At 64.7% G+C, this 25,370-nt stretch carries 25 protein-coding genes and 1 pseudogene; 15 read left to right on the top strand and 11 right to left on the bottom strand.

Going from position 1 to position 25,370, the window contains the following annotated elements:
- Nucleotides 1-95: 95 nt before the first annotated feature.
- The 3 genes from WCY17_RS04120 (at nt 96) to WCY17_RS04110 (ending at nt 1,923) form a co-directional block, all read left to right on the top strand.
- Complete coding sequence (locus WCY17_RS04120; RefSeq protein ID WP_372700902.1) at nt 96-689, top strand: YqgE/AlgH family protein; 594 nt, start codon at nt 96-98, stop codon at nt 687-689.
- Entirely contained in the window at nt 682-1,110 is a 429-nt protein-coding gene (ruvX, locus tag WCY17_RS04115; protein WP_372700901.1) for a Holliday junction resolvase RuvX, read from the top strand. Before WCY17_RS04120 ends, ruvX begins: the two co-directional genes overlap by 8 nt.
- Before the next feature lie 72 nt (nt 1,111-1,182).
- On the top strand, nt 1,183-1,923 hold the full coding sequence (locus WCY17_RS04110) for a lysophospholipid acyltransferase family protein (protein WP_372700900.1): 741 nt from the start codon (nt 1,183-1,185) through the stop codon (nt 1,921-1,923).
- Nucleotides 1,924-1,930: 7 nt separating this feature from the next.
- Here WCY17_RS04110 and WCY17_RS04105 read toward each other — a convergent pair whose 3' ends face one another.
- The 6 genes from WCY17_RS04105 to mpl form a co-directional block, all read right to left on the bottom strand.
- Nucleotides 1,931-2,749, bottom strand: a complete 819-nt coding sequence (locus WCY17_RS04105) for a symmetrical bis(5'-nucleosyl)-tetraphosphatase (RefSeq protein WP_372700899.1) — start codon at nt 2,747-2,749, stop codon at nt 1,931-1,933.
- Nucleotides 2,746-3,930, bottom strand: coding sequence for an LPS export ABC transporter permease LptG (gene lptG / locus WCY17_RS04100; RefSeq protein ID WP_372700898.1), 1,185 nt, complete (start codon nt 3,928-3,930; stop codon nt 2,746-2,748). The genes WCY17_RS04105 and lptG overlap by 4 nt, the downstream gene beginning before the upstream one ends.
- Nucleotides 3,931-4,082: 152 nt before the next feature.
- Nucleotides 4,083-4,781: a monofunctional biosynthetic peptidoglycan transglycosylase gene (gene mtgA / locus WCY17_RS04095; protein ID WP_372700897.1), complete on the bottom strand. Its 699-nt coding sequence runs from the start codon at nt 4,779-4,781 to the stop codon at nt 4,083-4,085.
- 5 nt (nt 4,782-4,786) lie between these two features.
- Entirely contained in the window at nt 4,787-5,686 is a 900-nt protein-coding gene (locus tag WCY17_RS04090; protein ID WP_372700896.1) for an energy transducer TonB, read from the bottom strand.
- Nucleotides 5,687-5,701: 15 nt separating this feature from the next.
- Complete coding sequence (locus WCY17_RS04085) at nt 5,702-7,585, bottom strand: ribonuclease catalytic domain-containing protein (RefSeq protein ID WP_372700895.1); 1,884 nt, start codon at nt 7,583-7,585, stop codon at nt 5,702-5,704.
- A 4-nt stretch (nt 7,586-7,589) separates the two neighbouring features.
- Complete coding sequence (gene mpl, locus WCY17_RS04080; RefSeq protein WP_372700894.1) at nt 7,590-8,990, bottom strand: UDP-N-acetylmuramate:L-alanyl-gamma-D-glutamyl-meso-diaminopimelate ligase; 1,401 nt, start codon at nt 8,988-8,990, stop codon at nt 7,590-7,592.
- Nucleotides 8,991-9,068: 78 nt separating this feature from the next.
- Here mpl and WCY17_RS04075 point away from each other — a divergent pair, with 78 nt between their 5' ends.
- From WCY17_RS04075 to WCY17_RS04045, 7 genes are all read left to right on the top strand, one after another.
- Entirely contained in the window at nt 9,069-9,569 is a 501-nt protein-coding gene (locus WCY17_RS04075; protein ID WP_372700893.1) for a TlpA family protein disulfide reductase, read from the top strand.
- A gap of 133 nt (nt 9,570-9,702) precedes the next feature.
- Nucleotides 9,703-10,140, top strand: a complete 438-nt coding sequence (accB, locus tag WCY17_RS04070) for an acetyl-CoA carboxylase biotin carboxyl carrier protein (protein WP_372700892.1) — start codon at nt 9,703-9,705, stop codon at nt 10,138-10,140.
- 3 nt (nt 10,141-10,143) lie between these two features.
- A complete protein-coding gene (gene accC / locus WCY17_RS04065) occupies nt 10,144-11,490 on the top strand; it encodes an acetyl-CoA carboxylase biotin carboxylase subunit (protein WP_372700891.1) in 1,347 nt (448 codons plus the stop codon).
- Between the two features lie 9 nt (nt 11,491-11,499).
- Entirely contained in the window at nt 11,500-12,423 is a 924-nt protein-coding gene (prmA, locus tag WCY17_RS04060; protein ID WP_372700890.1) for a 50S ribosomal protein L11 methyltransferase, read from the top strand.
- A complete protein-coding gene (locus WCY17_RS04055) occupies nt 12,420-13,484 on the top strand; it encodes a zinc-ribbon and DUF3426 domain-containing protein (protein ID WP_372700889.1) in 1,065 nt (354 codons plus the stop codon). The genes prmA and WCY17_RS04055 overlap by 4 nt, the downstream gene beginning before the upstream one ends.
- 8 nt (nt 13,485-13,492) lie before the next feature.
- Nucleotides 13,493-14,434 (top strand): carbohydrate kinase family protein, encoded by a 942-nt coding sequence (locus tag WCY17_RS04050; RefSeq protein ID WP_372700888.1) that lies wholly within the window; start codon nt 13,493-13,495, stop codon nt 14,432-14,434.
- Nucleotides 14,435-14,476: 42 nt separating this feature from the next.
- Entirely contained in the window at nt 14,477-14,974 is a 498-nt protein-coding gene (locus tag WCY17_RS04045) for a glycine zipper 2TM domain-containing protein (RefSeq protein WP_372700887.1), read from the top strand.
- 146 nt (nt 14,975-15,120) lie between these two features.
- On the opposite strand, the gene WCY17_RS04040 is transcribed toward WCY17_RS04045, so the two are convergent.
- Nucleotides 15,121-15,687 (bottom strand): YggT family protein, encoded by a 567-nt coding sequence (locus WCY17_RS04040; RefSeq protein WP_372700886.1) that lies wholly within the window; start codon nt 15,685-15,687, stop codon nt 15,121-15,123.
- Between the two features lie 267 nt (nt 15,688-15,954).
- Nucleotides 15,955-16,389, bottom strand: coding sequence for a CopD family copper resistance protein (locus WCY17_RS04035; RefSeq protein WP_372700885.1), 435 nt, complete (start codon nt 16,387-16,389; stop codon nt 15,955-15,957).
- 157 nt (nt 16,390-16,546) lie between these two features.
- Here WCY17_RS04035 and WCY17_RS04030 point away from each other — a divergent pair, with 157 nt between their 5' ends.
- On the top strand, nt 16,547-17,029 hold the full coding sequence (locus WCY17_RS04030) for a hypothetical protein (protein WP_372700884.1): 483 nt from the start codon (nt 16,547-16,549) through the stop codon (nt 17,027-17,029).
- On the opposite strand, the gene gltX is transcribed toward WCY17_RS04030, so the two are convergent.
- Nucleotides 17,011-18,441: a glutamate--tRNA ligase gene (gene gltX / locus WCY17_RS04025; RefSeq protein WP_372700883.1), complete on the bottom strand. Its 1,431-nt coding sequence runs from the start codon at nt 18,439-18,441 to the stop codon at nt 17,011-17,013. The two genes, WCY17_RS04030 and gltX, sit on opposite strands and share 19 nt — an antisense overlap.
- A gap of 135 nt (nt 18,442-18,576) precedes the next feature.
- Between gltX and WCY17_RS04020 the strand changes: the two genes are divergently transcribed.
- Nucleotides 18,577-21,036 (top strand): GNAT family N-acetyltransferase, encoded by a 2,460-nt coding sequence (locus tag WCY17_RS04020; protein WP_372700882.1) that lies wholly within the window; start codon nt 18,577-18,579, stop codon nt 21,034-21,036.
- A gap of 19 nt (nt 21,037-21,055) precedes the next feature.
- Here WCY17_RS04020 and WCY17_RS04015 read toward each other — a convergent pair whose 3' ends face one another.
- On the bottom strand, nt 21,056-21,727 hold the full coding sequence (locus WCY17_RS04015; protein WP_372700881.1) for an alpha/beta hydrolase: 672 nt from the start codon (nt 21,725-21,727) through the stop codon (nt 21,056-21,058).
- A complete protein-coding gene (gene yjgA, locus WCY17_RS04010; RefSeq protein WP_372700880.1) occupies nt 21,711-22,283 on the bottom strand; it encodes a ribosome biogenesis factor YjgA in 573 nt (190 codons plus the stop codon). The genes WCY17_RS04015 and yjgA overlap by 17 nt, the downstream gene beginning before the upstream one ends.
- A gap of 62 nt (nt 22,284-22,345) precedes the next feature.
- On the opposite strand from yjgA, the gene pmbA reads away from it, so the two are divergent.
- From pmbA to rplM, 3 genes and pseudogenes are all read left to right on the top strand, one after another.
- Entirely contained in the window at nt 22,346-23,713 is a 1,368-nt protein-coding gene (gene pmbA, locus WCY17_RS04005) for a metalloprotease PmbA (RefSeq protein ID WP_372700879.1), read from the top strand.
- Nucleotides 23,714-23,897: 184 nt separating this feature from the next.
- Entirely contained in the window at nt 23,898-24,998 is a 1,101-nt protein-coding gene (locus tag WCY17_RS04000; protein ID WP_372700878.1) for a TRAP transporter substrate-binding protein, read from the top strand.
- 267 nt (nt 24,999-25,265) lie between these two features.
- Nucleotides 25,266-25,370, top strand: a pseudogene (gene rplM, locus WCY17_RS03995) (50S ribosomal protein L13); the annotation flags it as partial.

Raw genomic sequence — 25,370 nt, 5'->3', positions numbered from 1 at the left:
GTGGGGTTTGCCATAGGCGCTGCAGATTCTCACAGCCATTCTAATGGAGATCTGATACTCTTACGTGATGAGCGCCATGGCTTGCGGGAGGCTTCATGAAAACCGTTACGCCCGCGCCCGATACCGGGCGCATCGACCTGTCCAGGCAGTTCCTGCTGGCCATGCCCGGCCGTGTGGCAGGCGAACTGGCCAGCACGGTCATTTATGTGTGCGAGCACACCGAACACGGCGCACTGGGCCTGGTCATCAATCGGCCCACCACGCTGACCATCAACGATCTGCTCACCCGGCTCGACCTGCCTCTGTCGCTTGAAATCGGCCCGGTCGGAGACGCGCCCGTTTTCTTCGGCGGGCCGGTGCAGACCGACCGCGGTTTCGTGCTGCACATGCCCCGTGGGCAGTACAGCTCCAGCATCGCGATTGGTGAAGACGTCGCGCTCACCACATCGCGCGATATCCTCCAGGACGTGGCTGCGGGCCAGGGGCCGGCACAGTTGCTGGTTACGCTGGGCTACGCCGGGTGGGGTGCCGGCCAGCTCGAAGACGAACTCACCCAGAACGCCTGGCTCAATGTCGGGGCCAACAGTACGATCCTGTTCGAGACACCGGCCGAAGACCGCTACGATGCCGCCCTGGCCCAACTGGGCATACGGGCCGGCATGCTCAGCGGTGATGCCGGGCATGCCTGAACCCGGTGCCGGGCCGGGTGTGCCGGCGCCACCCGAGGTATTGCTGGGCTTCGATTTCGGCCTGAAGAAGATCGGCGTGGCCCTGGGCAACACCCTGACGGCGCACGCGCGGCCCCTGTGCATTTTGCGCCCGCTCACGCGTCAGCAGCGGTTTGACCAGATTGCGCATCTGCTGCAGGCCTGGCAGCCCGATCGCGTCATTGTCGGGCTGCCCCTTACCCTGGCTGGCGAAGAACAGCCCGCTTCGGGGCATAGCCGGCGGTTCGCCCGGCAGCTCGAGGGTCGCTTCAGGGTGCCGGTGGAACTGGTCGATGAACGGGGCTCCAGTCTCGAGGCCCAGGGCATCCTGGGTACACACGCCGATGACGACGCCATGGCGGCGGCGGTGATTCTGCAGCGCTGGCTGGATCGTGCGGGCTGAGCAGGGCCGACGGTGTACCTGGGCGTTCAAGCCCGGGTATCATGTGCCTCGATCTGCATCGAGGAACAATCCGTGGCTGTCCTTTTCTTTGCTGTGCGCTCGGTACTGGTGTCGGCCTGGATCGGCCTGGGCCTGCTCGTCGAACTGCTGTTCTTTCCCTGGCTGGGGCGCCGGGCGCGTCGCTGGCTCGTCGGCGGCTGGTCGCGGGTGCTGATGGCCCTGTGCGGCGTACGCCTGCAGGTACTCGGCGAGCCGCTCAGGCAGGGGGCTGCGCTGTGGGTATCCAACCATGTTTCATGGGTGGACGTCTTCGTGCTGAACAGCGTGCGGCCCACTTCGTTCGTGGCCAAGAGCGATATTCGTGGCTGGCCGGTGATCGGCGTGCTGGTGGCCTGGTCGGGTACGCTGTTCATCGATCGTCGCCACCGGCGCGCCGTGCGTGATGCCAGCCGGCAGATGCAGGGTTGTTTCGGCCACGGCGACGTGGTGGGGCTGTTTCCCGAGGGCACCAGTACCGATGGCAGCGATGTCCGGAATTTTCACACCGGCCTGTTCGATGCCGCCATCCAGGCCGTCGTGCCGGTGCAGCCCGTGGCCCTGCGTTTTTACCGTGCCGGGCGGCGCGCACCCGAACTGGCGTTTGTGGGCGACCAGACGCTGGTGGCCAACCTGTGGGTCCTGCTGGGATCGCGCAGGGTCGAGGTGCATTGCGAGTTTCTGCCACCGCTGTACAGCAGCCGCACACTCAGCCGCGCCGAGCTGGCACGCCTGGCGCATGAAGCCATTCGTGGCAAGATCCTGCCGCCTCATTGACTGGGGATCAGGTGCATGGGGTGCAGGCCTGCTGGAGGATGCGGTGGTCGCTCAGCCGCATGGCCGTGAGGGATCGCCCCCAGACGCAGCCGCTGTCCAGGCAGATGGCGTCGGGCCGGATGTGCAGGCCCAGCGCGGACCAGTGCCCGAAGATCACCGGGGTGGCCGGGTCGCGCCGCCCCGGCAGCTCGTACCATGGGCACAGGTCCGGGTTGGCGTGCGGGCCCGCCTTGTGCGTGAAGTCCATGCGCCCGTCGCTGCGGTGGCAGACCCGCATGCGGGTCAGTGCATTCACAATGACCCGCATGCGGGCCGGGCCCTGCAGGGTATCGTCCCAGTGCAGGGGTTGCTCGCCGTAGAAGTCATCGACCGCCTGGCGCCATGCCGGCCCCTTCAGGGCCGATTCGATCTCGCTGGCCAGGCATGCCGCCTGTTCGAGCGTCCAGGCCGGCAGGATGCCGGCGTGCACCATGACGTGACCCTGCCCGCGGATCAGCAGGGGCTGGCGGCGCAGCCAGTCGATCCATTCGGCTGCATCGGCAGCCTGCAGCACGTCCTGGAACGTATCGGAACGCCGGATCCTGCGCACACCGGCCGCGACGGCAAGCAGGTGCAGGTCATGATTGCCCAGGATGACCCGCGCCCTGCTGCCCAGGCTGCGGATGAGTTGCAGCGCGCCCAGTGAATCGGGGCCGCGATTGACCAGGTCTCCCGCAAACCAGATGTCCGTGCCGGGATCGGCCAGCTCGGGATGCTGCAGCAACTGCTGCAGGGCATGGCGACAGCCCTGTACGTCGCCGATGGCCCATACTTCACGGGCACTCATGGCGTGGGTCGGAGTTGGGGCCGCAGGCGGTGGTTGCGCCACCAGAGTGCCAGCGAGTGACGATTTTCCATGCCCAGCAGGATGGCCAGGGCCGCGGCAAGGGCAAACAGGTCGGGTACCAGTGCGGTGGCCCACGGTGGCCAGTTGCCCAGCATCCCGGCATTGAGCGCAAGCTGGTTGATCATGAAGAACAGAACCCCGATGAGGATGCCCGCAAACACTTTGGGCCCTACGCCACCCCGGCGCGACTGGATGAAGGCGATGGGTGTCGCAATGGTGACCATGACCAGCAGGGTGAATGGATAGGCCAGCTTGCGCCACAGGGCGATTTCCTGCCGGTCGGATTGCAACTGGTTTTTTTCGAGGTAGTCGATGTAGTCGAGCAGATCCGAAATGGCCATGCGCTCGGGCGTCAGGACGCGCGCGATCAGGCGCTCGGGTGTCAGGGTGGTGCGGATCTCGCGTTCGGCCTGCAGGCTGCGGGTCGTCAGGGGGCTGGCAGGGGCCGTGGCTTCATCCAGGGCGCTCGCTGAACGCGGCAGGATCTGCAGGACGTCGAGATCCTGCAGACGCAGCCTGTCGCCGGTGAACTGGCCTTGACGGGCCCGGATACGGGCGCGCATGGTGTTGTGGTCGCCGAATTCATAGAGTTCGATCCCGCTGACCTGGCCGCGGCCTTCGAGGCGGCGAATATTGATGATCCGCGGATGGCCCTGGTCGTCATTTTCCTTGAACCAGTAGCCGCTGGCCATGCGGCCGCCATCCGTACGGCCCAGAAGCATCAGGCGCGACTCGCTGCCCTGCAGTTCGGCTGCCGGTGTAATGTACTCGGACAGGATCAGGGCTGCCAGCATCAGTGGCACGGCGATCAGCCACAGCGCACCCAGCAGCCGCAGGCCGCTGACCCCCGACGCGCGCAGTATGGTGAGCTCGTTGCGCTGGGCAAGGCCAGCCAGCGCTAGCACGGTGCCGATCAGCAGCCCGATGGGCAGGAGCTCGTACAGGTGATTGGGCAGGTCGAGCAGTTGCAGGTAGAACAGGTCGAGCAGAGTCAGGCGCTTGCCGACCTTGTCGAGCCCTTCGATCAGGGCGAAGAACATGAACAGGCCGACCAGTGCCACGAGCACGACCAGTGTCGAGCGGTAGATTTCGCGGGCAATATAACGTCGGGCTGTGCGCATGATGGAAATCACCACAAAACCAAGATGATACCGCGTGCGACCCCGCGGATCGCAGCGTGCCCGCTTGAACAGGACGTTTCCAGCACGGCGCTTCGGTCAAGGTGCTTCGATCAAGCTGCTTTGGCCAAGCTGCTTCGATTGCCGCGTTCCGCTCACGGCGTTTCAACCAGCCGCATGCGGGCACGTATGGTGGCCATCCGCGAGCGCAGCCACGGGGTCACCCCATGCTGGTCATACCAGGCGGGGTTGGGCAGCATCGTGGCCAGTTGCGCTGACTGGCTGATGTTCAATCGAGCGGCATCGGTACGGAAATAATGGCGCGCGGCCGCCTGGGCGCCGAACGTGGTGCGCCCCCACTGGGCGACATTCAGATAGAGCTCCAGAATGCGCTGCTTGCTCATCACGGCTTCCAGCATGTAGGCCAGGATCAATTCCTGGAGCTTGCGCAGATAATTGCGGTCATTGGAGAGAAAAAGATTCTTCGCCAGCTGCTGTGTGATGGTGGAGCCCCCGCGCCGCCGGGCCTTGCCGGCCTCGCTCTGGCGTCGATTGAACTCCCAGGCCTGACGGATGGCGTCCCATTCGATACCGTCGTGATCCATGAAGCCCGTGTCTTCCGAGGCGATCACCGCGCGTTTCAGGTGGGTGCTGATGTCATTCCAGTCGACCCACTCATGGTGCAGCTGGGCCTGGGGATCGGTCTGGCGCTGGGCGACCAGCGTGGCGCGCATGATGGGCGTGATCTCGGGGTTGCGGAAGTTGAACCAGACCACCATGCCGAACAGGCCGATCTGGTACAGGAAGGCGGCACCCAGAACCAGCAACACGCCCGCCGCCAACAGCTTGCGCACGCCTTTCATTGCACCTGGCCCGCAGGGGCCGTACCGACCCCGGCCCGCGTGAAATGCCAGGTACGCGTAATGGCGAGAATGTCGGTCTGCGCGGCCAGTTCAGGCGGCAGGGGGTCGAATGGAGCGGCCAGCTCGATGATCCGGCGTGCAGCGCTGTTCAGTACGGCTTGATTCGAGGGCCGGTCGAAACGGATGTGGTCCAGTTGGCCATCACGGCGGATGAAGACCGTCAGTTGCAGATCGCCATAGATGCGGCCCCGTGCCTCGGGTGGGTAGTGCTCGGTACCGATGAGCTCGATGCGTTCGCGCCAGGCCTCGACATAGCGGGCCTCGATGGCCTGCCGGGTCGCCGGGGCGATGAAGTGTTGCCTCGGGCGTGCATTGTATTGCTCGATCTCGGCCTTGAGGGCGGCCACACGGGCCCGCAAGACTTCCGTATCCTGTTCGGTGTCGTCATCCCCGGCCTCTGTGTTCGGGCCATCATCCTGGATTGCGGTGCTGTCCCGGGCATGCTTCTGGCTTGATTGCAGCAGGGTCAACAGGCGGGCCTGCTCGCTTTCCAGTTGGGCCTGGCGTGTGCGCAGGGCAATCAGCAGCTGGTCCTGGTCATCGGTTTCATCCATGCGCGGCAAAGGGCTGGCCACCAGCTTCTGCGCCTGGTCGCCCCCGCCGTCCAGGTCGTGCTGGGCGAGCGCCTGCGCATTGACCGGAGGCTGTGGGCTGCGGGTGTTGACCAGGGTGATCTCGAGTGTGGCCAGGTGCGTGGCAGGTGGCGCAGCGGGTGCGAAGTGCCAGGCCAGCAGCGCCGCGTGCAGGGCGAGCGAGACCAGCACAGCCACGGCCATGCGGCTGCGCCCCTCGGGGTGGGGTTCGAGCAGCAGCAATGGCAGTGGTGCGGGTTCCATGGCAGACCGGTCGCCTCAGAGGATCTGTCTGAAGCGGCACTCTATGTCGAGTTCGAGTTCGTCGTAGCCCAGGATGTCGAGCAGGACGTCCTGGCCGCGCTCGAGCTCGGGCAGCCCGCCGACGCGGGTGATGAGCGGTGCGCAGTTCAGGCGCACCAGATTTTCGCGCAGGACGCGGGCGGATACATCGCAGATGTTGTTCTGCTGCAGCCAGCGCAGGCTCCAGTACCGTTCCAGCGAAGATTGAAAGTCCATCCATTGGGCATATTGTGCATCGAAACTGCCGATGATCGCGTACAGATCGGCATCGCGCGGCTTGTGCGGTGCCACCAGGCGGGCAGAGACGCCGTGTTCGACCGCAGCCAGCAGCTGCCTCTGGTTGACCAGGTCCACATAGCGTCGCAGGGGCGAGGTCGACCAGATGTATTGCGGGACCGCAATTGCCTCGTGGGGCAGGGCCTGGGTGGACATGCGCGTGCGCCCGGCCTGCTGCGAGCGGTAAATGCCGGGGACCCCGTGACGGGCCAGCAGGGCGCCCCACTGCGTGTTGGCCAGGATCATGTATTCGGCAACCAGACGCTCCAGAGGCGCATTGCGCTGGCGGGGCAGGAGGTGGATGACGGCATCGGGATCATCCGGCGCGCCGGCCAGCTCGAAGATATATTCGGTACGATTGTTGTTTTCCACCTTGCCGCGCAGGCGATCGCGTGCACTGCCCAGCGCACAGGCCAGCTGCCACAGCGGGCGCAGCCAGTGGGCATGAGGCACGGGGGCCTGCGGGTCAGCCAGCGTGGCTTCGGTGGCCAGGGGTTCGAGCTCGTTCACACGCAGGTTGGCGCGCACGCAGAGCTGTTCGAGGCGGGATTCGCTCTCGAGTATCTCGCCGGTATCGGTGCGCGCGCTCACGTAGAGCGACAGGACAGGCCGCCATTGCCCCGCATCCAGCGAGTAGGTGCGCACCAGATCGGGGGGCAACATCGGAATTCTGTCGCCAGGCATGTAGACCGTAGCCATGCGCTGTCGGGCCAGAAGATCCAGCGGATTGTCCCGAGACACGGCCAGGGCGGGTACGGCAATGTGGATCCCCACACGGACCACCCCATCGGCCATGACCTGGACCGAGAGGGCGTCGTCGATTTCCGTGGTGCTGGCGTCATCGATCGAATAGGCCTCGATCTCGGCGCGTGGCAGATCCGTGCCTTGTTCCAAATGGATGTCCAACCCCGGGAATCCCGTGCCGTCGGGAAAATGGCGGGCCAGAAAGCGTTCGCGCATCATGACCAGCGGATTGGGCCAGACCCCCAGCGACAGCAGCAGGCGCTCCGGCCGCTGGCCGAGTTGCTGCACTGCGGCATCGAAGGCCTTCCATTCGAGCGAGTTCTTGTCCGGGCTATCCAGAAAGGCAGGTGCCACGGCCCGGATCTCGCCGGGCAGTTCGCCAGCCACCAGCGCGTCTGTCCAGGCCTGCTGCTGTTCGGCGCGCCGGCGTTTTTTCTCGATGGCCGCCAGCGCCGCTTTCAGGATGTCTGGCGGTGCCGGACGAAACAGACAGCGCCCCCGCCGGTGAAAATAGGCCGGCGCAGCTGTCAGCGCCAGGACCAGCGCCGTCTTTTCAATCGCATCCGGTGCATGGCCGAAATACTCTTCGGCCAGTTGCGCTGTGTCGAATTCTTCCTGCGGCGCGCATTCCCACAGAAAGCCCACATCCAGCGTCTCCGCCAGCGCCTCTGCGGCTGGCAGCAGGGTGTCGGCTGCGGGCTGCTCGAAGGTGAACAGGACATTGGCACGCTTCACCTTGCTGCGTTTGCCGCTGGCCGATTCGACGTGCAGGGCATTGTCGGTTTCCGACAGGATGGTTTCGGCTTTCAGTTTGCCGGCGTCTTCGTATAGAACATGCATGGCTTCAGGCCCGGGAAGATGCTGCAGTGCATTGGCTCGATGCCAGCCGCTCGATCAGCGTGTCGTGAAGGCCGCCGAAGCTGCCGTTGCTCATGATCAGGACATGGTCTCCGGGGCGTGCCCGTTGCGCGAGCGTGTCGACCAGTGCCTGCAGATCACCGCCGCACCACAGCCGGTCGGCCAGCGGCGCGAGCACCTGCTGCGGCACCCAGCCCAGAGCGTGGGGCCCCTGGGCCTCGCCGAAGCAGAAGACCTGGTCGGCCTGCTTCAGGGCGGCTGGCAACTGTGCGGCCATGGTGCCCAGCTTCATGGTGTTGGAACGGGGTTCGAATACCGCCAGGATGCGGGCCTGCGGGCCCACGCGGCGGCGCAGCCCATCGAGCGTGGTGGCGATGGCCGCGGGGTGATGGGCGAAGTCGTCATAGACTGCAACGCCACGCACTGTCGCGCGCAGTTCGAGCCGGCGGCGCACGCCCTTGAATGCGTTCAGGGCCCGGATGCCGGCATCGACCGCGATCCCGGCATGGTGGGCTGCAGCCAGGGCCGCCAGCGCGTTCGACTGGTTGTGCACGCCGCTCAGGCCCCAGTGCAGTTCACCCTGCACGACATCATGGTGCAGGATCTCGCAGCCCAGACCCTGGGCATCGATGGCGCGGACCTGCCAATGTCCGCCCGGGCCGAACGTGTCCACAGGCGTCCAGCAGCCGCGTGCCAGCACACGGTCCAGAGCCATGCACTGCGCCGGCCGGATGATCAGCCCCTGTGCCGGGACCGTGCGCACCAGGTGATGGAACTGGGTTTCGATGGCAGCGAGGTCGGGAAAGATATCGGCGTGATCGAATTCCAGATTGTTGAGGATTGCCGTGCGTGGCCTGTAGTGCACGAACTTCGAGCGTTTGTCGAAGAATGCGGTGTCGTATTCATCGGCCTCGATCACGAAGTGTCGGCGCGCGGGGTCGAACCGGGCCGACAGCCCGAGATCGGGCGCTATGCCCCCGATCAGGAAATTGGCGGGCCGGCCGGCGCATTCGAATATCCAGGCCAGCATGGCGCTGGTGGTCGTTTTGCCATGGGTGCCCGCCACGGCCAGTACATGCTGGCCCGGCAGGATGTGTTCAGCCAGCCACTGCGGCCCTGATATATAGGGCAGACCACGGTCGAGGATTGCCTCCATCAGGGGGTTGCCACGCCGGATCACATTGCCGATCACGTACAGATCGGCCCCAAGGGCGATCTGGTCGGCACCGTATCCCTCGATCATGCCGATGCCCTGATCCTGCAATTGCGTACTCATGGGCGGGTAGATCCCCGTGTCGCAGCCCGTCACCCTGTGGCCTGCAGAACGCGCCAGAAGGGCCAGCCCGCCCATGAATGTGCCGCAGATTCCCAACAAATGTATGTGCATGACATCCTCCGCCCTGTATTGTAGAGGGCGAATGCTATGATGGCAGGTACCCTAGGCCTCTGGAATACGTGTTGCTTCATGCACAGACGCTTTTTTCTGCAGGGCGCGGCCCTGCTGGCCTGCAGCGCGCTGGCGGCGCCCGCCGGGGTCGTGGCGGCGCTGTTGCCGGCCAATCCGGTATTCGGGCGCAGCTTGCCCGCGCTGCAGGGGGGCGAAACCCCGCTGTCGAGCTGGCTCGGCCAGCCTGTCCTGATGAATTTCTGGGCCAGCTGGTGCGCGCCCTGCGTGCGCGAACTGCCCCTGTTGCAGTCCTTGCACGAGCGCTACCCGGATCTGGCCGTGCTGGGGCTGGCGGTCGATACCCAGGCCAACGTGCAGCGTTTCATCGACAAAGTCCCGGTGTCCTATCCCCTGTTGCTCACTGGCACGCAGGGCGTGGCGCTGATGCGCGAACTGGGCAACAAGTCCGGCGTGCTGCCGTTCAGTGTCCTGTTCGATCGCGACGGGCATGTGGCCGATCGCCTCGTGGGCGAGCTCCAGAACGATGACATTCAGACGCGCATCGAGCACATTCTTTAAGCTTCAAGCCGTTGTTCACGCAGGATGACGACTGGCCTGTTCAATGGACAAACCCGTCAAATTGGCGTAAAAAGCGCTGATTTCTATCATCAAGAACGTTCTGCATTTTTGGCGGGACACACAGGACACACTCATGGATCTCAGAAAACTGAAAACGCTGATCGACCTGGTGGCGGATTCGGGTATCGCAGAACTGGAAATCACCGAAGGTGATGGCAAGGTCCGCATCGTGAAGTTTTCCCAGACGGTAGCGGTGGCGCCTGTGGCCGCCGCGGCCGCCGTCTCGCCGGTTGCAGACGCACCGGCAGCGGCCGGGGTCGGCGCAGCAGAGCCCCAGGGCCACGCCGTGAAGGCCCCGATGGTCGGAACGTTCTACCGCGCGCCCAATCCCAATGCGCCCGCCTTCGTCGAAGTGGGCCAGGCGGTCAAGGAAGGCGATCCCCTGTGCATCATCGAGGCCATGAAACTCCTGAATGAAATAGAAGCCGACAAATCCGGTGTCGTGCAGCAGATCCTGGTTGAAAATGGCGAACCGGTCGAGTATGGCCAATCCCTGTTCATCATTGCCTGACTCATGTTCGACAAACTACTGATCGCCAATCGTGGCGAAATTGCCCTGCGCATTCAGCGCGCCTGTCGCGAACTGGGTGTGAAGACGGTGGTCGTGCACTCCGAAGCCGATCGCGAAGCCAAATATGTGCGCCTGGCCGACGAGTCGGTTTGCATTGGTCCGGCCGCACCGCGTGACAGCTATCTGAACATGCCGGCCCTCATCTCTGCGGCTGAAGTCACCGACGCCGAGGCCATACATCCGGGCTACGGCTTTCTCGCTGAAAACGCCGACTTCGCCGAGCGGGTCGAAAAGAGCGGGTTTGTGTTTGTGGGTCCACGCCCCGAGACCATACGCGTGATGGGCGACAAGGTCAGTGCCAAACAGGCCATGATCGCCGCAGGCGTGCCGGTGGTGCCCGGCTCGGATGGGGCCCTGCCCGATGAGCCCGACGAAATCCACCGTCTGGCCGCCGCGGTCGGCTATCCGGTCATCATCAAGGCCGCCGGCGGTGGTGGGGGGCGTGGCATGCGCGTGGTCTATACCGAGGCCGCCTTGCTCAACGCCGTGGCCATGACGCGCAGCGAAGCCTCGGCGGCCTTCAACAACCCCGAAGTCTATCTCGAGAAATTCCTCGAAAACCCGCGCCATATCGAAATCCAGGTACTGGCCGATGGCAATGGCAAGGCCGTCTGGCTGGGTGAGCGCGACTGTTCGATGCAGCGGCGGCACCAGAAGATCATCGAAGAGGCGCCAGCGCCCGGCATCGATCGGGCACTGGTCGAGCGGATCGGCGAGCGTTGCGCTGAAGCCTGCCGCAGCATGCGCTACCGGGGCGCCGGGACCTTCGAGTTCCTGTACGAGAAGGGTGAGTTCTTCTTCATCGAGATGAACACTCGAATCCAGGTCGAGCACACCGTCACCGAAATGATCACCGGCATCGACCTGGTCCAGCAACAGCTGCGCATCGCGGCCGATGAAAAATTCACCTGGCGCCAGCGCGACATCAAGCTGCACGGCCATGCCGTCGAATGCCGGATCAATGCCGAGGATCCCTACCGCTTCACGCCCAGCCCGGGAAAGATCACGAACTGGCATGTGCCCGGCGGCCCGGGCATTCGCATGGATTCGCACGTATTCACCGGGTATGTGGTGCCGCCGTACTATGATTCCATGATCGCCAAGCTGATTGCCTATGGCGATGATCGCCATCATGCCCTGATGCGCATGGAGATCGCCCTGTCCGAGATGATCGTCGAGGGGGTGCAGACCAACATCGCGTTGCATCGCGAGCTCCTGCAGGATGCCAGTTTCCAGAAGGGTGGCACCAGCATCCATTATCTCGAACACAAGCTGGCCCAGCGGCCCTGAGGAACCGGCGTGCGCGAGCTGGTGCTGTCCTGTACCGAAGACCAGGCCGATGCCTGGTCCGATGCCCTGCTGGGCGCAGGGGCGCTGTCAGTGGCCATCGAAGATGCGCATGCCTGCACGCCAGACGAGCAGGCCCTGTTCGGCGAGCCTGGCACCGAACCTGAAGTGCAGGCATGGCGTCGCAGTCGCCTGTGTGTACTGTTGGCCGATGGGGTGGATCCGGCACAGCTGCTGGCGGCTCTCGAAGGCTTGCCGGGCTGGCGCGCGGGGCAGCAGGCCGATGCCGTACGCGAAGTGTCCGACGCTGACTGGGTGCGCCTGACCCAGGCGCAGTTCGAACCCATCCTGGTGGCAGAACGGGTCTGGATCGTGCCGAGCTGGCACCGCGAAGATGCCGGGCTGCCGCCCCATGGGCGCCATACCGACGGGATTCGCATCGAGCTGGACCCCGGGCTGGCGTTCGGTACAGGCAATCATCCCACCACCCGCCTGTGCCTCGAGTGGCTGGCCGATCATCTGCCATCCGGGGCTTGCGTGCTGGATTACGGCTGCGGGTCGGGCATCCTGGCCATCGCGGCGGTCCTGCTGGGCGCGGGTCCGGTCGTGGCCGTCGATATCGACCCGCAGGCCGTCGAGTCGGCCCGCCGCAACGCGCTCGACAATCAGGTCGAGCTGCGGGTCTGTTTGCCGGATGACATGCCCGCGGGCACGCATCAGGTGGTCGTGGCCAATATCCTGTCCGGGCCGCTCAAGCTGCTGGCGCCCATGCTGTGCGCACGCGTTCGGTGCGGTGGCCATCTGGTGCTGTCGGGGGTGCTCGAGCGCCAGGCCACAGAGGTCATCCAGGCCTACGCGCCGTGGTTGCCGCTCGAGGTGGTCGGGGTCCTTGACGGCTGGGTGTGCCTGGCCGGCCAGCGAGGTCGAATGGCATGAAACTGACCACCCGCTGCCCCCATTGCCAGACCGTATTCGAGACGAGCCTGGCGGATCTGCAGCTGCGCAAGGGCTACGTGCGCTGCGTGCAGTGCGCACATATTTTCGATGGCTATGCCGAGGTGACCACGGACGCATCCGCGGGGGTCGCGGGGCCTGGTTCGCGCGCGGCCGAGCCATCCATGGGCGTGCATGCCGTGCACCGGCGCGCGCAGGCTGCCGGGCCTGTGCGCGATGTGCAGCACGATATTCCGATCATTGTCGAGCACGACGCGCACGATGATCCCATGTTCGTGGATGTTCCCGAACCCTCGCTGGCGCTCGGGCCCGACGCCGACGCCGACGAAGAAGAGGCCCCGCATGTATTCCGCAATGTGCGTGAACCATCCATGCGCGCCCGCCCCGAGGCATTCATCGTCGAGGCCCGTTCGGGGCACGGTGGGCACGGTGGCACGGCGTCAGCCTTGCTGGCCAGCCACCGCAGGCGCGAGGGGGCGGGCAATCCGTGGCGCGTGCTTGGCCTGGGCGCGCTCATCGTGCTGTTGCTGCTTCTGGCGGCGCAGGCGGCGTATGTCTGGCGTGCCCAATTGGCGCAGGCCGTGCCCGTGCTGCGGCCCTGGCTCGAGCGTGCCTGTGATACCCTGCAGTGCGAGGTGCCCTACGCCAGAAACCTGACGCGTGCGGCCATCATGTCATCGAGCCTGAAACGGGTCGAAAGCAGGCCTGCGCCCAGGCCCGACGAAAAACCCGGGTCGACGCACAATACAGCGGCGGCACCGGATGGGCCGGCTGGCGCCGAAGGCGACAGGCACGAGTATCTGCTTTCGGTGATGCTGCGCAATGGCACCGATCGGCCGCAGGCGTGGCCCGTGCTGGTACTCACCCTGAATGACGGCGCAGGCGCGCCCGTGGTGCGGCGCAATCTCGAACCCGAAAATTATCTTCCGGCGGCATTGCAGTCCACGCCGTTCCCTGCCCATGACAACGTGCACCTCGAGCTTCCACTGACTGTCGAGGGTGCGCAGATCAATGGCTTTCAGCTCGACCTTTTTTATCCATGAGGATGTTCATGAATCAGGATGTGCTGATCTGTGGTTCGATTGCCTTCGACACGATTGCGGTGTTTGAAGGCCGCTTTCGCGACCATATCCTGGCAGAAAGCATCAAGTCACTGAGCGTCTCGTTTTTCGTGCCCACGCTGCGCAAGGAATACGGCGGCTGTGCCGGCAATATCGCCTACAACCTGCATCTGCTGGGCGGGCGGCCGGTGCCGGTGGGCACCGTGGGCGCCGACGCCGAAGACTATGTGCAGCGCATGCGTGATCTGGGCATGGATACGTCTCTGGTCCGGGTCCTGCCCGAGGCCTATACCCCGCAGTGCTACATCACGACCGATCAGGAGAACAATCAGATCGCGTCGTTTCACCCCGGTGCCATGCTGCGCTCGGCAGAGAACGACCTCTCCGGGCACCCTGCCGCCTGGGCCATCGTGGCGCCCGATTCCAAGGATGCCATGTTCGCACATGCCCGTCGCCTGCATCAGGCGGGGATTCCATTCGTCTTCGACCTGGGCCAGGCCATGCCGCTCTTCGAGGGCCCCGATCTGGAGCAGATGCTGGCCATGGCCAGCATCCTCACGGCCAATGATTACGAAGCCAGCGTGATCGTCGAGCGTACGGGGCGTACCCTGCAGGACTGGTCATGCCGGTTGCAGGCGGTGATCGTCACGCACGGGGCGCACGGCAGCGTGCTGCATGTCGATGGCCAGTCGACCGACATTGCACCGGTTCCGGTCAGTGAGCCGCTGGACCCCACGGGCTGTGGCGATGCCCACAGGGCGGGTTTGCTTCACGGGCTCGTACAGGGCTGGACGCTGGTCGAGGCCTGCTGTTTGGCGAATGTCATGGGGAGCCTTAAAATCATGAGCAAGGGGCCCCAGAATCATCAGCCCGGGCATGCCCGCATCCTTGATTCTCTCAGCCGTCACTACGGTCTGGACAAGTCCCTCTGAGCCGACCGACCACGGTGTCACGTCTTTTGCGGAGTATCTTTCATGGCTGGCATTTCCAGGGTCTTTTCTTCACATCGTCTGCGTCAGGCCGCCGCACTGGGTCTTTCTGCCGGGGCCCTGCTGCTTGCGGGCTGCGCCAACCAGTCGGCCTCCAGTTCGGTCTATACGTATGGCCAGGCACGCCAGGAGCAGACCGTGCGCTATGGCACCGTCCAGAGCGTGCGTTCGGTCGTGATCCAGTCTGATCGCTCCAGTGGCGTGGGGATGGTATCGGGGGCCGCGCTGGGTGGCGTGGCTGGCAGCACGATCGGGGGTGGCAAGGGCAAGACGCTCACCACCATAGGCGGCGCCCTGCTGGGTGGCCTGGCCGGCAATGTCATCGAAAAGCAGGTCGACAAGACCCAGGGGCTCGAAATCACCGTGCGGCTCGACAGCGGCGAAACACGGGTGGTCGTGCAAGAGGCCGACGTCCCCCTCTCGATCGGCCAGCGGGTGCAGATGATCAGCGGTGCGGGCGGCACGCGCGTCGCACCCCTGTAACCCGCGCTGGCGGCTGGTTGTCGGTACATCCGGCCTGCAAGGGGGGCGGGCAGGCCGCGTGGCTGGTGCGCTGCCGCCTGGTGGCCCTCAGTCGTACGCTGGTGCCCGATTCGGGCCCCGAGGTCCGTATGATGCGGCCGCCAGGTTCAGGCCCCCAGGCTCGCGTAGGCCAGATGGTTCACCACCATCATGGCCACCTGTGCCAGGATCAGCAGCACCAGGGGTGAGAAATCAAGCCCGCCGGTGCGGGGCAGCCAGCGCCGGATCGGGTTCAGCAGGGGTGCGGTGAATGTGTAGAGTACCGGCATGATCGGCGACAGGGGGTTGATCCATGACAGCACGGCCTGGATCAGCGTCATCCACACGATCACATTGAACAGCCATTTGATGCTGGTCAGCAGGCCCGCCAGCAGCATCGGGCCCAGCAGATTCGTATCGGGTGTCAGGCCCCCCATGGCAACCAGCCAGCTCAGCCACAAATAGGCCAGGGCCGCCACCCAGCAGGCCAGAATGCTGGACCAGTCGATCCGGCCGCTGGCCGGCACGATGCGCCGCAAGGGCATGATCAGCCAGTCGGTCACCTTGAACAGGACCTGGGACCAGGGGTTGAACGGGTGCAGCCGGATGGCAAAGGCCCAGGCCCGCAGGATCAGGGCAATGCCGAACAGCTGGAAGAGGACATCCAGAAGAAAACCGAGTACTTCCCGAGCCATGACCCGCGCCTTACGGCCGCTCGCCGGTCGGGAACGGCCAGGAACCGGCTGGATTCGTGTCTGTACGGGCAGCGGGTGCCAGATTGTCTGCCGGTGCCTTTCTGGCGGGTGTTTTCCGCGCAGGCGTCTTTTTGGCGCTGCTGCTGGTTGACGTGGATTTTCTGGTAGTGGCCATGATGCGCTCTCTTTCGTTCTGGGGAAACGTCAGAAGTCTAACGCATGCCAATGCGGCTTGAAAGTGGCCAGGCCCGTTCGGCCGGCGTGTGCCTACAGGAAGAACATGGCCTTGGCGAGGAACACGATGAGCACCACGTGACAGAACACACTGACGTGGATCCACTTGAAATGGCGCGACTTCAGCCGCCCTGTGCCGCTGAGAGTGATGGCCGTGATGAAATGACCGAGGACGCTGAATGCCAGAATGATCTTGATCCACAGCAGGGTGGCAAAATGACTGCCCAGCGGATGAGCGAGTTCTGCCCTGAATTGCCAGGCCATGGCCAGGCCGGCCCCGAACAGGATCAGAATGACGAAGGGCATGATGCGGCGCGCGCGCTGCCCGATGGCGAGCTCTACGTTGCGCATCGTTTCGCGGCCCAGGGCGGGGCGTATGCCCTCGAGGATGATGACTTCGAAAAATACCGTGCCTACGAAGAATATGGCGGCATACAGGTGCAGAATGACCAATGCGGAATGGCTCATGTCATTAGTACAGCGTGGCTCATGTCGTTAAAATGGCGGGATTGTCGATGTGCAGCGGGCACATGCACCGATTGTAGGTCGGCCTGCCTGCTGCAGCCCCGGCAGCCCTGCTGCGGCAAGGGGTTTGCCGGGCTGTCCTTTTCTGAAGGTGGGTCCCATGTCCCGTATTCGTTATTTTGCAGGCCTTGCTGGCGTGCTGGTTCTGTCGGCCTGTTCCACTACGGGTACCGGGCCCGAGGATGCCGCAGTGCCGGTGACACGGGCCTGCACGCCAGCGGCCGCTGCGGATCCCCTGATAGGCAATTGGCTGTCGGTCTCGGCACAGGCGGGGGTGGCAGGCGCCCTGCGCACGCTTTACACGCTGAATGCAGACGGCAGCATGGCCTATGTCGAGCAGGTCAAGCGGCCACGCCAACCATCGCAGGGGCTGTACGAAACCGGATGCTGGGTGCATCAGGGCCAGACGCTGATCCTGCGCACTCAGGAATCCAACGGCCTGCCTGTCAACCTCGATGACCCGATCTACGTCAACCAATTTCAGGTGATTCGGGTGCAGCCCGATGCCCTGCACTTGCAGGGCCCCCAGGCACAGGCCATTCAGGCCAGGCGCATGTCACCCGGCTATCGCCTGCCGTTCTGATCCCGCTGGGCGGACAGCCTTTGCAATACCGTGTCGCGCCCGAGCAGGGCCAGCACGGCGCCGATGGCAGGGGTCTGGCGGCGCCCGGTGATGGCCACGCGCAAGGGGATGGCCAGTTGCGGCATCTTGATGCCCCACTGCTTCAGGCAGGCCTTGATGAGCGCATCGAGCGCTGCACTGGTCCATTCGGGCAGTGCGCTGGCCTGTTCACGGAAGGCTTCGAGCCGCTCGAGCGCCTGGGCATCGAGTACTTCGCTGCGCAGCGCAGAATCAACAGGGGGCTCGATCTCGCAGAACAGCAGGGCTGCCTGCGCCAGATCTTCGAGGGTTTCGGCGCGATCGCACAACAGGGCCATGATTGCCGGCAAGTCGACCTGCCCGCAGGTACCACCCAGCCGCTCGATGCGCGGTGCAACCTGGCGTGCGAGGTCTTCGGGGCGCAGTGTGCGCAGGGTGTGCGCATTGACCCAGTTGAGCTTCCTGGGGTCCCATTGGGCCGGTGAGCGGCTCAGGTTGCGGGGGTCGAACCAGGCGACGAACTGTTCGCGGGTGAAGAGTTCGTCATCACCGTGGCTCCAGCCCAGGCGGGCCAGGTAGTTGACCATGGCCTCGGGCAGGTAGCCCATGCGCTCGTACTCCATGACGCTGACTGCGCCATGCCGCTTGGACAGCTTTTCGCCGTCGGGGCCGAGAATCATGGGCACGTGGCCGTAGATGGGCAACTCGGCGCCCAGGGCGCGCAGGATGTTGATCTGGCGTGGCGTGTTGTTGACGTGGTCGTCGCCACGTATGACGTGTGTGATCTCCATGTCCCAGTCGTCGACCACTACACAGAAATTGTAGGTGGGCGTGCCATCGGCGCGGGCAATGACCAGATCATCCAGTTCGGCGTTGTCGAAACGGATCGGGCCCTTGACCAGGTCGTCCCAGGCGGTGACGCCTTCGAGGGGGCTGCGAAAGCGGACCACTGGCTGCACGCCCGCTGGTATGGGGGGCAAGGTCTTGCCCGGCTCGGGGCGCCAGGTGCCGTCGTAACGCGGCTTGGTGCCGAGCGCGCGGGCTCGTGTACGCATGGCCTCGACCTCGGCCGGAGTGCTCCAGCAATGATAGGCCGTGCCCTGGTCCAGCATCTGGCCGATGACCTCGCGATAGCGGCCCATGCGCTGCATTTGGTAGAACGGCCCTTCATCGGCTTGCAGTTCGAGCCATTGCATGGCATCGAGTATGGCCTGCACGGCCTCGGGCGTCGAGCGTGCGACGTCGGTGTCTTCGATGCGCAGCACGAAGCAGCCATTGAAGTGCCGGGCATAGGCCCAGGAAAACAGGGCGGTGCGGGCACCGCCCAGATGCAGGAAACCGGTGGGTGAGGGGGCAAAACGGGTGCGCACGGGGCGCGTCTGGGGTGCAGTCATGGCAGGATCGTGGGCAGCATGTCGGGGTGTCCGTACAGTGTCGCATGCCGACACCGGGAAGAACCCCTGTAGAATGAATTGTTCAGTCCGTCATTTTAAATGAGGTCCTGTTTCAGGTCGCCCCGGGTATTGTCCATGATGCGTCATCGTCTTTCGGCGCTGTTCGAGCCGCGTTCCCTGCTCGTCGTCAGTGCGCTCCCGCTGCCGGCGCTGAAACACCCACCCGAGTTCCTGCGCGGCCGGGTGGCCGAAGTCGTAATGGGCGCGCAGGGCCGCTTCGACATCCCCCGCACGCTTGCCTTTCTGGCCACGGGGCAGCGACTCGACATGGCGGTGCTTTGTGTGGAGCCGTTGCGCCTGATGTCCGTGCTGGGCACGTTGCGCACGCACCGCCCCAGGGTGGTGATCGTGCTGCCCCATCCTCAGGCGGCCCATGATCCGCGTGAAATGCATGCCGACTGCCAGACGTGGGGCCAGCTCAATGATTGCCTGGTGCTCGGCCCCGGCGCGCTGGGGGTCCAGCGCCCGCATCTGGGCCTGAATCTGGGGCTCGAGGCCAAGGCCGCGCCAGCCGGACAGGTCGCCCTGGTGGCCCAGTCGCGCATGGTGGCGGCCGCCGTCATGGATTGGGCGGGCGACATCGGCCTCGGGTTTTCGGCTGTCGTGACGGTGGGCGGCGCCGATGGGGTGACCACAGCCGAGATCCTCGAGTTCCTGGCCATGGATGCCCGTACCGAGAGCGTCGTGCTGTATCTCGAGCAGGTCGATTCCTCGCGGCGATTCACCAGCGCGCTGATGGCGGCTGCCAGCGTCAAGCCCGTGATCGTGCTCAAGGTGGGTCGCCAGGGGCCGGATGCCGAGCCGGCGGCCGATGCCGTGTTCGATGCCATGCTGCGGCGTACTGGCGCGGTGCGCATCCATGTCTACGTCCAGCTGTTTTCTGCCCTGAAGGTGCTGGTTCACGCGCGGCAGCAGCGCGGGCGCCGTATCGCGCTGTTTTCCAATGGCCATGGTGCGGCCCATCTGGCCCTGGATGCCATAGGCACCCGCGGGCCCGTGGTGCAGGCCGAACTGTCCACCCAGACCCGACAGGCGCTCGCTGCGCTGCTCGAACCGGGGGCGAGCGTGGCCAACCCGGTGATCAGCCACGCCCCGCTGGAACCCGATCGTCTCGAGCGTACGCTGGCGCTGCTGGCTGCCGATGCGGGCGTGGATGGTGTGCTGGTGCTGATTGCGCCGGATACGCTGTCCGATATGGACACTGCCGTTGACGCGCTGGCCCGGTTTTCGCAGGCTGCCCACAAACCCATCATCAGCTGCCTGATGGGGGATGCCTCGATGCGGGCACAACGCCAGCGCCTCGATGCCGTGGGTCTGCCGGCTTTTCGCACGCCCGAGGCAGCCGCGCATGCCTATGGCATTCTGGCCACGTACCATTACAACCAGGCCCTGGCGCAGCAGGTACTGCCCCCCGAGAAACTCAGCCTGGCGCCGCGCCTCGACGAAGCGCGTCTGCTGCTCAATGACGCCATTATGTCGGGGCGCAACGAACTCCCCCAAGACAGCATACGCTGGCTGCTCGACTGCTTCCATGTGCCGATCCGGCTGGCCGAATCCCCGCGCCGACCTGTGCACGATGTGCGCGGCGTGATACCCATGGCCATTCATGTGCATCGTGATGCCTGTTTTGGTCCGTATCTGCAGTTCGGCCCAGGGGGGCAGCACGCCCGCCTCGCATCCCCGCATCTGGAAATCGAACTGCCACCGCTGAACAACTACCTGGCCCGACAACTGATCCAGCGTGGCCGGTTCTGGTCGCGTGCGCTCGAACACGCGCTCAGTGCCGCAGCCTTCGAACAGTTGCGCGAAGCGCTGGAGCGCCTGTCCGATATCATCTGCGAGTTGCCTGGCATCAAGAGCCTCTCGATCGATCCGCTGTGGTCGGATGACACCGTTCTGCATGCCGATGCCGTGCGCATCGTGCTCGACCCCGATTACGACGGCGAGCGGCCCGAAAATCGGGGCTATCGGCACATGGCCATCCATCCCTACCCGAGGCGCCTGGTGCGCCCTCTGGTGACCCCGCAAGGCAACGAGTGGCTGCTGCGGCCGATTCGCCCCGAAGATGCCACCCTGCTTCAGGAGTTTGTTCGACGGCTGTCTGATGAAACGCGTTACATGCGCTTCGTGTCCATGCTGCGCGAGCTCACGCCGCGCATGCTGGCCCGCTATACACGCATCGACTATGACCGCGAAGTCGCCCTGGTGGCCGTGATTCAGGTTCCCAATCCCGAAAATCGCGGCTTGCTGCGCGAGTGTATCGTCGGCTTTGCCCATTGCCTGCGCAACCCCGATGGCCGCGGTGCCGAATTCGCCCTGGTGATCGCCGATGACTGGCAACGCCGGGGGCTGGGGGCCGAGCTCATGCGCAGCCTGATTGGTCTGGCCCGACAACAGGGGCTGAGCTATATCGAAGGCCTGGTGCTCGCGACCAACCGGCCCATGCTGGGATTGATGGCGTTTCTGGGTCTGCGCAATGATCCCGACCCGGATGATCCGGCTTTGCGCCGGCTGTGGATGCCGCTCGATACCTGAGCCTGGTGCCGTGCAGGTTTCAGGGGATCAGCACGCGCAGCAGGAAAGCCTGGATATCGACGAGTTCCTGCGGGTGCAGGCCGTGGGGCACGGGGTAAGTATGCCATTCGACTGGCTGGCCCAGATCGGACAGCGCGCTGTGGCTGGTCTCGGCGTACGCCAGCGCGACCACCGGATCCAGCAGACCATGGGCCATGAACACCGGGGTGTCGGCATTGGCAGGATGGCGCTCTGCGGCGGTGGTGTTGCGCAAGGGCAGATAGCCCGACAGGCCGATGAGGCCAGCGAGCCGGTGTTCGAAACGCAAGCCGGTGTAGAGTGCCATCGCACACCCCTGAGAGAAGCCAGCCAGCACGATGCGCTGCGGCGGGATGCCGCGTTCGCCTTCGCGTGCGATCAGCCCGCCGATGGCGGTGCGGGTTGCCTTGATGCCGTCGATGTCTTCACGCATGTCGCGCTCGAGGCTGTAGATGTCGTACCAGGCACGCATGGGCATGCCACCGTTCAGGGTGACGGGCCGTATCGGCGCATGTGGAAACACAAAGCGCAGCGCAGGCAGGTCCGGATGGGCCAGTTCGGGCACGACCGGTTCGAAGTCGTGCCCGTCGGCCCCCAGGCCGTGCAGCCAGATGACGGCGTGGGTCGGGTGTTCGCCGGTGGCATGTTCTATGGTTTCAAGCTGATCGGACATCGTTGGGGTCTTCCTGAAGATCCATGGTTTTCAGTTGCTGGAACAAGGCTCGGTAATGCTTGCGCGCGGGTTCCTGGCCCGCTGGCCGCTGCGCATTGCCGCGTGTCTCCTGGCGCGCTGCCCGGATCCGGGTGCGCAGGGCCTGGGCATCCTGACCGGGATGCCGGGCCAGCAGGTCGGTGAGCGCCTCATCGTCCTCGAGCAGGCGCTCGCGCAGGGCCTCGAGCCGGTGCAAGGCCTGTGTCTGCCGGTCGGCCCCCTGCTGCCAGAGGGCGAGCTGCGTACGCAGTGCGTCGGCATCCGCCTTGCGCATCAGCTTGCCGACGTAGTGCACCTGGCGCCGCAGGCCTTCACGACTGTGAATGCGCTGCGCCAGGCGGATGGCGTCGCGCAGGGCGTCGTCCAGCGGCAGTTCATCCAGACGGCTGGCGGGCAGGGCGATCAGTTGGCGCCCCAGGTCGAGCAGCGCGTGCATGTCGCGCTTGACTTGCGATTTGCTGGCCGGTGGCGCGTCGGTGTCGGGGTCGGTATCCGGGGGATACGGCGGTGCAGGCATGCGAACATCATAAAATGAAGATGAATTGGGTATCATAACCGTCCTGTCCCGGTAGATCACATATGCAAGACACCACCAACGAAGTTCTCGATGTTCCAGCCCAGCAGGCGCGTTTTCGCGAACTGGTCTCAGATACGCTGCAGCGCGCGCGCCGGGCCGGTGCCAGCGATGCCGCGGCCGAAGTCTCCGAAAGCCGCGGCCTGTCGGTGGGTGTCCGTCAAGGGGCGCTTGAAACCATCGAGCAAAGCCGCGATCGCTCCCTGTCGCTGACCGTGTTCCATGGGCAGCGGCGCGGCTCGGCCAGCACGTCCGATTTTTCGCCAGAGGCCTTGCAGCGCACGGTCGAGGCGGCACTGCACATCGCCCGGCATACGGCCGAAGATACGGCGGCCGGCCTGCCGGACGCCGACACCCTGGCGCGTCATTATCCCGAACTCGAGCTGCATCATCCGTGGCTGATCGACCCGCGTGCGGCAGCACGCCTGGCGATGCGCACCGAACGTGCGGCGCTGGCCGTCAGTGCCGACATCCGCAACACCGAAGGCGCCGCGGTCGATACGCAGGAAGGCCATTTCGTGCTCGGCAATACGCGTGGTTTTCTGGGGGGTTATCCGTACTCGCGCCACAGTATTTCGGTATCACCGATTGCCGGAGAGGGCGACGGGATGCAGCGGGATTACTGGTACAGTGCGGCGCGCGATCCGGCCGAACTGGCCGCTCCGGCACAGATCGGCCGCTATGCGGCCGAGCGCACGCTGGCGCGCCTGGGTGCGGCCCCCATCAAGACCGGGCAGTATCCCGTACTGTTCGAGGCGCCCCTGGCCGTGGGCCTGCTGGGCAGCCTGGTACAGGCCGCCAGCGGCGGCGCCCTGTATCGCAAGGCCAGCTTCCTGCTCGATGCCCTGGGGACAGCCGTGCTGGCGGGGCATCTCGACGTGGTCGAGAACCCTTATATTCCCGGTGCCATGGGCAGCAGCCCCTTCGATGCCGAAGGCGTGCGTACGCAGGCGCGCCAGGTGGTCGAGGCCGGCGTGCTCAATGGCTATTTCCTGTCGACCTACACCGCGCGCAAACTGGGTCTGCCCGGCACGGGCAATGCCGGCGGGTCGCACAACCTGCTCTTGCGCTCACGCCTGACGCGCGCCGGCGATGATTTTCAGGCCATGCTGCGCAAACTCGATACGGGCCTGCTGGTGACCGAACTCATCGGCCAGGGGGTCAACTATGTCACGGGCGATTATTCACGCGGGGCATTCGGCTACTGGGTGCAGGGCGGTGTCATTCGTCACCCCGTGCAGGAAATCACGATTGCCGGCAATCTGGCCGACATGCTGCGGGGCATTGTGGCGGTCGGGGCCGATGTATACCGGCGTGGTGCCAAGGCCACCGGCTCGGTGCTGATCGAGCGCATGGCCGTGGCAGGCCGGTAGGCCGCCACGGCGCAGGTGTGCCGCTGCCCGCGGGTCATATTTGCCGGCCGGGGCCCCCGAGCCACCAGAAAGGGCCCCCTGACCCACCAGAAAGTATCATTCAGGGCTGGGCGTACAGGGTGGTGCAGTGTAATATCTTCAGGGTTGCACAGCATAATTCCCATAACAGACGGAGATCGATATCATGCAGCGTCGTGCGTTCCTCAAAAAGGCCGGCCTTGGTGCCGTGGCGGGTACGGCCGCCGTGGCGGCACCAGCCATCGCCCAATCCAGCCCCAAGGTCAGCTGGAAACTCGCATCCACCTACAACACAGCCACCCCCGCCCTGTTTTCCACGGCGCAGCTGTTCTGCGACATGGTCAAGGAAGTCACCGACGGCCAGTTCAACATCCGCCTCTACCCGGCTGGCGAACTGGTGCCCGGCTTCGGGGTCATGGATGCCGTGGGCAACCGCACGGTCGAGTGCGGCCAGACCGCCTCGTACTATTACTATGGCAAGAATCCGTCGTTCTGTTTCGACACCGCCGTGCCCTGGGGGCTGACGGTGCGCCAGATGAATGCGTGGTTCCGCGAAGGCAATGGCCTGAACCTGATGCGTGAGCTGTTTGCGCCGCTGGGCATCATCAACTTCCCGTTTGGCAACACGGGGGCACAGATGGGCGGCTGGTACCGCAAGGAAATCAATTCGGTCGAAGACCTCAAGGGCCTGACCATGCGGACGGCCGGGTTTGCCGGCGAGGTCCTTTCTCGGCTCGGGGTCATTCCGCAGCAGCTGGCAACCGGCGACATCTACCCGGCGCTTGAAAAGGGTGCGCTCGATGCGGTCGAATTCGTGGGCCCGGTCGATGACGAGAAACTGGGCTTCAACAAGGTGGCCAAGTATTACTATTATCCGGGCTGGTGGGAAGGCGCCGCGCAGGTCTCGCTCTATGTGAACGACAAGGCCTTTGCCGAACTGCCCAAGGCCTATCAGTCTGCCGTCGAAGTCTGCTCGCGGGCGGCATCCAATCACCTGGTCGAGTACTACGACAATTACAATCCCGAAGCCCTGCGTCGGCTCATCGCGGGGGGTGCGGTGCTCAAGAGCTTCCCACGGGCCGTGCTCGATGCCTGCTATGAAGCCTCGAACGTAGTCTACAAAGAGTTCTGCGACAAGGACGCCGGCTTCAAGAAAATCTATGACGACTACATGGGGTATCGCGACAACCTGGTGCCCTGGTTCCGTGTCGGCGAAGGCGTGTTCGAAAATTATCTGGGTGCCGTGCTGGCCAAGCAGAACAAGTGAACGCGGCAGCCCCTGCACCGGCCAGTCTGGGCGGGGGCTGAATTCGGCGGCACCGAAGGCCTGATCATGGTGCCCCCTGCTTTTTGATTTCATCCGTCCAATCGAGTATGATGGGCGGATTTTCTTTTGATGTCCATCGGGTACGGGCAGGGGGCATGGCCCCGGCACAATGTCCTGGCCTCGTGGCGCTTTGCCCCGGCTGATGCCATGTATGCATCCCGGGTCTCGAAGAAAATTTCATCCTACATTTCATTCAGGAACACCATCATGAAGACCTTTGTGGCCAAGCCGCATGAAGTCCGGCGTGACTGGTTTGTGATCGATGCCCGGGGCAAGGTCCTGGGCCGTGTGGCCAGCGAAGTCGCACGCCGC

Source organism: Castellaniella sp. (assembly GCF_041677825.1).
Lineage (GTDB): Bacteria > Pseudomonadota > Gammaproteobacteria > Burkholderiales > Burkholderiaceae_B > Castellaniella.
This window is presented reverse-complemented; position numbering and strand designations above follow the sequence as displayed.

Bases quoted from the DNA above. Each gene is read 5' to 3' on its own strand.
- WCY17_RS04055 (WP_372700889.1), top strand. From the start codon at position 12,420: ATGAAACTGACCACCCGCTGCCCCCATTGCCAGACCGTATTCGAGACG.
- ruvX (WP_372700901.1), top strand. From the start codon at position 682: ATGCCTGAACCCGGTGCCGGGCCGGGTGTGCCGGCGCCACCCGAGGTA.
- yjgA (WP_372700880.1), bottom strand. From the start codon at position 22,283: ATGCCTGCACCGCCGTATCCCCCGGATACCGACCCCGACACCGACGCG.
- WCY17_RS04105 (WP_372700899.1), bottom strand. From the start codon at position 2,749: ATGAGTGCCCGTGAAGTATGGGCCATCGGCGACGTACAGGGCTGTCGC.
- WCY17_RS04085 (WP_372700895.1), bottom strand. From the start codon at position 7,585: ATGCATGTTCTATACGAAGACGCCGGCAAACTGAAAGCCGAAACCATC.
- WCY17_RS04090 (WP_372700896.1), bottom strand. From the start codon at position 5,686: ATGGAACCCGCACCACTGCCATTGCTGCTGCTCGAACCCCACCCCGAG.
- WCY17_RS04120 (WP_372700902.1), top strand. From the start codon at position 96: ATGAAAACCGTTACGCCCGCGCCCGATACCGGGCGCATCGACCTGTCC.
- accC (WP_372700891.1), top strand. From the start codon at position 10,144: ATGTTCGACAAACTACTGATCGCCAATCGTGGCGAAATTGCCCTGCGC.
- WCY17_RS04045 (WP_372700887.1), top strand. From the start codon at position 14,477: ATGGCTGGCATTTCCAGGGTCTTTTCTTCACATCGTCTGCGTCAGGCC.
- WCY17_RS04040 (WP_372700886.1), bottom strand. From the start codon at position 15,687: ATGGCTCGGGAAGTACTCGGTTTTCTTCTGGATGTCCTCTTCCAGCTG.
- WCY17_RS04000 (WP_372700878.1), top strand. From the start codon at position 23,898: ATGCAGCGTCGTGCGTTCCTCAAAAAGGCCGGCCTTGGTGCCGTGGCG.
- lptG (WP_372700898.1), bottom strand. From the start codon at position 3,930: ATGCGCACAGCCCGACGTTATATTGCCCGCGAAATCTACCGCTCGACA.
- WCY17_RS04030 (WP_372700884.1), top strand. From the start codon at position 16,547: ATGTCCCGTATTCGTTATTTTGCAGGCCTTGCTGGCGTGCTGGTTCTG.
- WCY17_RS04050 (WP_372700888.1), top strand. From the start codon at position 13,493: ATGAATCAGGATGTGCTGATCTGTGGTTCGATTGCCTTCGACACGATT.
- WCY17_RS04020 (WP_372700882.1), top strand. From the start codon at position 18,577: ATGATGCGTCATCGTCTTTCGGCGCTGTTCGAGCCGCGTTCCCTGCTC.
- gltX (WP_372700883.1), bottom strand. From the start codon at position 18,441: ATGACTGCACCCCAGACGCGCCCCGTGCGCACCCGTTTTGCCCCCTCA.
- WCY17_RS04035 (WP_372700885.1), bottom strand. From the start codon at position 16,389: ATGAGCCATTCCGCATTGGTCATTCTGCACCTGTATGCCGCCATATTC.
- WCY17_RS04075 (WP_372700893.1), top strand. From the start codon at position 9,069: ATGCACAGACGCTTTTTTCTGCAGGGCGCGGCCCTGCTGGCCTGCAGC.
- mpl (WP_372700894.1), bottom strand. From the start codon at position 8,990: ATGCACATACATTTGTTGGGAATCTGCGGCACATTCATGGGCGGGCTG.
- WCY17_RS04015 (WP_372700881.1), bottom strand. From the start codon at position 21,727: ATGTCCGATCAGCTTGAAACCATAGAACATGCCACCGGCGAACACCCG.
- accB (WP_372700892.1), top strand. From the start codon at position 9,703: ATGGATCTCAGAAAACTGAAAACGCTGATCGACCTGGTGGCGGATTCG.
- pmbA (WP_372700879.1), top strand. From the start codon at position 22,346: ATGCAAGACACCACCAACGAAGTTCTCGATGTTCCAGCCCAGCAGGCG.